Source organism: Deltaproteobacteria bacterium RBG_16_64_85 (assembly GCA_001798885.1).
In the GTDB taxonomy this organism is placed as follows: Bacteria; Desulfobacterota; Deferrimicrobia; order Deferrimicrobiales; family Deferrimicrobiaceae; genus FEB-35.
Genome location: MGQW01000023.1, coordinates 6,592 through 12,048 on the forward strand (window position 1 = coordinate 6,592; position 5,457 = coordinate 12,048).

The window sequence follows — 5,457 nt, forward strand, 5'->3', positions numbered from 1 at the left end:
TATGGAGAGAGGTTACGGAGGCCTCTTCCCCACTTTCCCCCCCTTTTTTTGATGTCATTCCCCACAAAAGGGCTACCTCTTGCCATACAATATTGTAATAAATGTATTATGAGAATCTAAAACGATCTATAAAAATACGAAAAAGCCATTCACCATACAACATAAATGTAATATACAATATGTATAAAGTACTAATAAAGTATGCATATCTATATATTTTGTACCCAAAAAGTCCTCCATATCGTTTTTTTCTGAACCCAGACAGCCAGGAGGAAAACGATGGAGTGGTTGGTGCTCGAGGCCGAAAAAAAAGACTGATGTTTCCCCCTTTTCTTTCCGATAAAAGGGGAAAGACAAAGATTCGGGTGGCGAGTCCATGCAAACGGGGGCAGGGGCAAGGAAGAAGGGGACCAGGATTCCCGTCGGTCGGATCCTCCCAGCGGTCCTCAGCGAGGGGGTCCTCGGCTGGGTCAAGAGGATGGAAGAGATCGGCTTCAAATATTTTCACCGGGGCGAGGCAAGGCGAAAGGAGGACCCTGAGGATAAGAACGAGAATTTCCTGGACGGGCTTCCCGCCGGATTTTTCGTGCTTCACGATTTCGGCACCGGAAGGGCACTGATCGACCATATTCTCGTCAGCCCGAAAGGGATCTTTGTCCTGAAGATGGAGATCCACAACGGGACCGTTATGGTCCTTGGGGATCAGATCTTCCGAAACGGCCGTTCCCTGGATTCCGATAAGACCCTGATCAAGCGGGCCCGGGAGGAGTGTCGGATACTCCAGGAGCTGCTCATCGGGAGAGGAATCACGGGACTAACGCCTCTGCCCGTCATCCTCTTCACGAATGCGGTGGTCGGCGTGCATGGAACCATCAGAGGGGTGGAGGTTATGCATCGGAATGCCCTCCCCGCCTTCATGAATCGCAGGAAGAATCTGATCTCCGCAAGGGAGGCCGAGGGGATTTTCGAGTTCCTGAAAATCGGATGTCTCGACTCCACCCTTTAGTCCCGGTCGTATCTTCTTTTTCACATATCAATTCAATATAGGAATCAAACGGTACCTGAACGTCCTGGCTTCCGCTGGGAGCTTCCTGACTCGGGGGAGTGACAGCAAGTCGTCATCGTCGTTTCCCTTCCGCCTTCTTCCTGCGGAAACGAATCGCCGATAAAAAGCCTGCAAGGAGAAGAAGGAACAACAGGGATGCGATCTTTTTCGCATGGGGGATATGTTTCCGCCTGAAAAACAGAAAAATCTTTTCCACATCGACAAGATTTGTCTTGCTGACTGCTGTCGCGTATCCGCTTTCCTCTCCATTGAGCGTTGCCGTACATGTGTACCAAAGGGTTTCTCCGAGCCCAGGCCCCTGTACGGTAGCGGAGGAGGCCCCTGGCAATGACGTGGCCATCCATTTCCATGGACCCGTCATCGTGGGACTTGTGTACACCTTCACTACGATCTTTTGGACCTCGGCCGGGTCGATGGGGGTCCCATTGGCGAAGGAAGTCGGAAGGGTCCATGAGATTTTCGCAGCATACCCGGGGGATGCAAAGAGCAGGGATATAAGGAAGATGATTGCCTGGAATATTTTCTTTTCCATGTTCGTCCCTAAAAAACCCAAAGATAATGCGGATTCTATATCATCCCCCCAGGGAGAAAACACTGCTATTCGGAAAATCGGTGTCGCCCTCCGCCAGGACATCGGGGAGACGGAACGGTCCTTCGCCATGGCGGAAAAAACGGCCCCCCCGAAGTCACCCTTTGGAGGGAACGGACGGGACCGGAAAGACATCCCAAGAACATGCGGCCGCGACGAAAAACCGACCTCTCGCCTTCGGGGACGGAAATGACGAGGGAATCCAGATCTGAGGAATGCCCTCTTCCGGGCGTTTTCGGGTTCGATCCGGAACTGATTCAACAGTTCAGGCAGGCGAGGAGAACGAGGGGGGAAGGGTATATCCCGAGGACGAGGCACCTGCGGCCGGACGGATGGGCGAAATATACGAACCGGCTATTTCTCGAAACGAGCCCGTACCTGCTCCAGCACGCGCACAACCCCGTCAACTGGTACCCTTGGGGGGATGAGGCGTTCGAACGGGGGAGGGAACTCCACCGCCCCGTGTTCGTCAGCATCGGGTATTCCACCTGTCACTGGTGCCATGTCATGGAAGAGGAGTCGTTCGAAGACGAGGAGGTCGCCCGGTTCCTGAACGAACACTTCATCGCGATCAAGGTGGACCGGGAAGAGCGACCGGACGTCGACGCCATCTACATGAAAGCCGTACAAGGCATTACAGGAAGCGGCGGCTGGCCGCTGAACGTCTGGCTGACTCCGGACAGACAGCCTTTCTTCGGTGGGACCTATTTCCCCCCCGGGGACGACACCCCGGGACGGGGGGTCGGTTTCCTGCGACTCCTGAAGGAACTGTGGAAGACCTACGAATCACGGCCCGAGCAGGTGGCAGAGATCGGCCTCAACGTGACGAAGTTCATCCGGCAGGCCCTGTCCCCGGGTGGAGGGAAAGACCTTCCGTCCGCCGATATCCTTGCCGGGGCCGCGCAATTTTACCGGGATCAATTCGACCCCGTGAACGGAGGACTTGCCGGGGCGCCGAAGTTCCCCAGCCAGCTGCCCATACGGTTTCTGCTCCGTTACCACAGGCGGACCGGGGACCGGGCTTTCCTCGATATGGCCAAGCGAACCCTCATGAAGATGGCCGCCGGGGGGATCTACGACCAGGCGGGAGGAGGATTTCATCGCTACGCGACAGACGAAAAGTGGCTTGTCCCCCATTTCGAGAAGATGCTCTACGACAATGCACTCCACGTCGTCGCCTATCTGGAAGCCTTCCAGGCGACAGGCGAAAAGGACTTCGCGCGGATTGCCAGGGAAACCCTGCGCTTCATCGAACGGGACATGACCGCGCCCGACGGTGCGTTCTATTCCGCCACGGATGCGGACAGCATCGCTGCGAACGGCCGGCGGGAAGAAGGGTACTTCTTCACATGGACCCCCACGGCTCTCGAAGCGGCGCTCGGTACGGAACGGTCGCGGATCGTCGGCCGGTATTATGGAATGAGCGAAAAGGGCAATTTCGAGGGGCGTACGATTCTCCATACGCCGGAATCCCCTGCGGCCGTCGCAACGAGCCTCAACCTTTCGGAAGAGAAGCTGGACGCCATCCTCTCGGAAGCGAAAGAGCTTCTATACCGGGCGAGAAGCCGCCGCCCCCATCCGCTTAGGGACGAGAAAATCCTGACCGCCTGGAACGGGTTGACGATTTCAGCGTATGCGCGCGCCGGTCTCGTCCTTGACGATTCCGGCTACGTCGAACGGGCTGGCCAAGCCGCCCGGTTCCTGCTGGAGAACCTGTACCATGACGGCCGGCTTTACCGGACCTTCAAGGATGGAAAGAGAAAAAACTTCGGGGTTCTGGAAGACTATGCGTTCCTGATCGCCGGGCTCCTCGATCTGTACGAGGCCTCCGGCGATCCGCAATGGCTGGAAAAAGCGGTAGCGCTGGACGGGATCCTGGAGAACCATTTCGAGGACAAGGCCCGAGGCGGATATTTCCTGACCGGCGAAGGCCACGAGAACCTGCTGGTGCGGGAGAAGCCGTCGTATGACGGCGCGGAGCCTTCCGGAAATTCCGTGGCCGTCCTGAACCTTCTTCGACTCTACGAATTCACGACGGGAAACGGCTACAGGAAACGGGCGGAAAGTTCTTTCCGGTCCCTGGCGGAAACCCTCCAGTCGAACCCGGTCGCCCTTTCCGAGATGCTTCTTGCCGTCGATTTCCATCTCGACGCGCCCAAGCAGGTACTCGTCGTCGTCCCGAGCGGGAACAAGAAGGAGGCGGCTTCCCTGCTGAACGTGTTCCGAAGCCAGTTCGTACCGAACCGTGTCTTGTCGGTCGTTTCCGAAGGGGAAGAACGGGAAAACGCAACCCGGCTCATCCCGCTTCTGAAAGGGAAAGAGGCTTCCGACGGGAAGGCTACCGCCTATGTCTGCGAGAACCGGGTCTGCATGCTTCCCACGAGCGATCCCGCCGAATTTTCCCGGCAACTTCACCTGGTGAAACCGCTTACGCCCTCGTAATCGTGTAGGATGAGGAATTGACGATCCCCGGCATCGTAAACGTTCCCTCCGCATTTCCGTTTCGCTAATATAGGGGGAAGACCGGTCCGGTTCGCCGAAATGAGACGGCAGGACGAAATAGAGGAGACTTCGATGACCGAAACAACGGCGCCGGGAGTCGTCCCCCAGGCGGGGGAAGCGGGAAGCGCTGACCCGTCACTCGTCAAGCTGACCCATGCGATCTACGCGCTGTACGCGGCGAGCTTTTTCCTCGGCATCACGGCCATCGTCGCGATCATCATGAACTACGTGAAGCGCGACGACGTGCGCGGGACGTTCCTGGAGTCCCACTTCCACTGGCAGATCCGCACCTTCTGGATCGCCCTCGCGTGGGGGATCGTGGGGGCGATTCTTATGCTTGCGGTCATCGGCATCCCCCTGCTGATCGCGGGCGGGGTGTGGTGCATCTATCGGATCGTCAAAGGGTGGCTTGCTCTGGCCGACCGAAAACCGGTTGGCGTCGCCCCATAACGACCCGGGACGCCATTCTTCGCACCATCCGGGTCCTGAAAACCTCTTCTCCCCGATGAACAGGGATCGTCAGAGGGCCCGCTTCTTCGAGTAGTACCAGCGGAGCTGACCGAGGCTGCTGTCCTCGTCGAGGTTTTCCTGCGAAACCGCGCCCCCGCCTCCGGCGGGCGGCACCACCTCCTGGAGCTTCCATCGGCCGTCGAGTCGCCCGAACGCGAGGTATTCCTCGAAGGGAACGACGTCCTCGTCCTGATGGACGACCTTCCCCCGCCGCTTCACGATCCGTTGGGCGTGGGCGTACACCCTTGCCAGGTAGTTGTCCCGGGCGTTGTCCGAGAAGTTCCGCACGAGCACCAGGTCGACCTTCCGCACGCAGAAATTCCGGTACTCCACCGTCAGTCCCTCCCTGGTTTGCTGTTCCAGGGCCTTCCGGAACTCCCGGGCGGCATCGGGGGACATCCGGGCGGACGCCTCGTCGGAGAGAGCCCCCGCCTCCCGGGAAAGATACAGGTCGCTGAACCCCTGGCGGGCGGTTGCCAGCATCCCCTCCCGGTCCCAGATTCGGTCGGTCCGGACGAGGAAGTTCAGGAGCCTCTCGATCTTCCCGGCCTTTCTCTCCGTCTCTTTTTCGCTCCAGGGGCCCGCCGGACCCGTATCTCCGGACGGCTTTCCCGCGATCTGCTCCAGCTGAAGGTCGGTGAACGACTCGACGGAGTCCTCCTTCTTCAACCGGTCGGACTCCCGGGTCTGCTCGATTTCCAGCAGGAGCCAGGCGCCGTTGCGATATTGGAAGGTCCAGAACTCCTGGAACCTCGCCGGCTCCCTGTCGCCCCGGAGAAACGTTCCGGAC

4 protein-coding genes and 1 pseudogene are annotated in these 5,457 nt (G+C 58.4%); 4 read left to right on the forward strand and 1 reads right to left on the reverse strand.

The genetic code is table 11. The features are described 5' to 3' along the window. Positions 1 to 376 precede the first annotated feature (376 nt). The 4 genes from A2Z13_02450 (at position 377) to A2Z13_02465 (ending at position 4,607) form a co-directional block, all read left to right on the forward strand. Positions 377 to 1,006 (forward strand): hypothetical protein, encoded by a 630-nt coding sequence (locus A2Z13_02450; GenBank protein OGP80254.1) that lies wholly within the window; start codon positions 377 to 379, stop codon positions 1,004 to 1,006. A gap of 392 nt (positions 1,007 to 1,398) precedes the next feature. Continuing rightward, positions 1,399 to 1,848, forward strand: coding sequence for a hypothetical protein (locus A2Z13_02455; protein ID OGP80255.1), 450 nt, complete (start codon positions 1,399 to 1,401; stop codon positions 1,846 to 1,848). Next, a complete protein-coding gene (locus A2Z13_02460; GenBank protein ID OGP80256.1) occupies positions 1,845 to 4,097 on the forward strand; it encodes a hypothetical protein in 2,253 nt (750 codons plus the stop codon). The genes A2Z13_02455 and A2Z13_02460 overlap by 4 nt, the downstream gene beginning before the upstream one ends. A 132-nt stretch (positions 4,098 to 4,229) precedes the next feature. Further along, positions 4,230 to 4,607 carry a hypothetical protein gene (locus A2Z13_02465; protein ID OGP80258.1) on the forward strand — a complete coding sequence of 126 codons (378 nt, stop codon included), beginning with the start codon at positions 4,230 to 4,232 and terminating at the stop codon, positions 4,605 to 4,607. Positions 4,608 to 4,676: 69 nt separating this feature from the next. Here A2Z13_02465 and A2Z13_02470 read toward each other — a convergent pair. After that, positions 4,677 to 5,457: pseudogene (locus A2Z13_02470) on the reverse strand (hypothetical protein).

What these genes read in the sequence shown, in the direction of transcription:
- A2Z13_02450 (OGP80254.1), top strand. Translation starts at nt 377, where the DNA reads ATGCAAACGGGGGCAGGGGCAAGGAAGAAGGGGACCAGGATTCCCGTC.
- A2Z13_02460 (OGP80256.1), top strand. Translation starts at nt 1,845, where the DNA reads ATGACGAGGGAATCCAGATCTGAGGAATGCCCTCTTCCGGGCGTTTTC.
- A2Z13_02465 (OGP80258.1), top strand. Translation starts at nt 4,230, where the DNA reads ATGACCGAAACAACGGCGCCGGGAGTCGTCCCCCAGGCGGGGGAAGCG.